Annotated in this window: 1 protein-coding gene; it reads right to left on the reverse strand. The window is 57.9% G+C overall.

All coding sequences use genetic code 11. The features are described 5' to 3' along the window. Window positions 1–311: phosphomethylpyrimidine synthase ThiC (locus EN804_RS36080; RefSeq protein ID WP_189602224.1), on the reverse strand; the 311-nt coding region annotated here is incomplete at both ends.

The following is a 311-nucleotide window of genomic DNA, read 5'->3' on the forward strand; positions in this document are numbered from 1 at the left end:
CCAGCTCCGCAAACTGCGCCGCATCATTGGCGTCAGCGATCGAGCCGGGACGCAGGCCATCGCCCAGCGAGAAGGAGACATCGTAAGCACGGCAGATGTCGCAAATCTCGTCGAAATGCTCATAGAGGAAACTTTCCTTGTGGTGATGAAGACACCATTTGGCCATGATCGAGCCGCCGCGTGAGACGATGCCGGTGACGCGGTTGACGGTGAGCGGTATGTAATGCAGCCTGACGCCGGCATGGATGGTGAAATAATCCACACCCTGCTCCGCCTGCTCGATCAGCGTATCGCGGAACACTTCCCAATTG

Source organism: Mesorhizobium sp. M8A.F.Ca.ET.161.01.1.1 (assembly GCF_004792105.1).
Classification (GTDB): Bacteria; Pseudomonadota; Alphaproteobacteria; order Rhizobiales; family Rhizobiaceae; genus Mesorhizobium.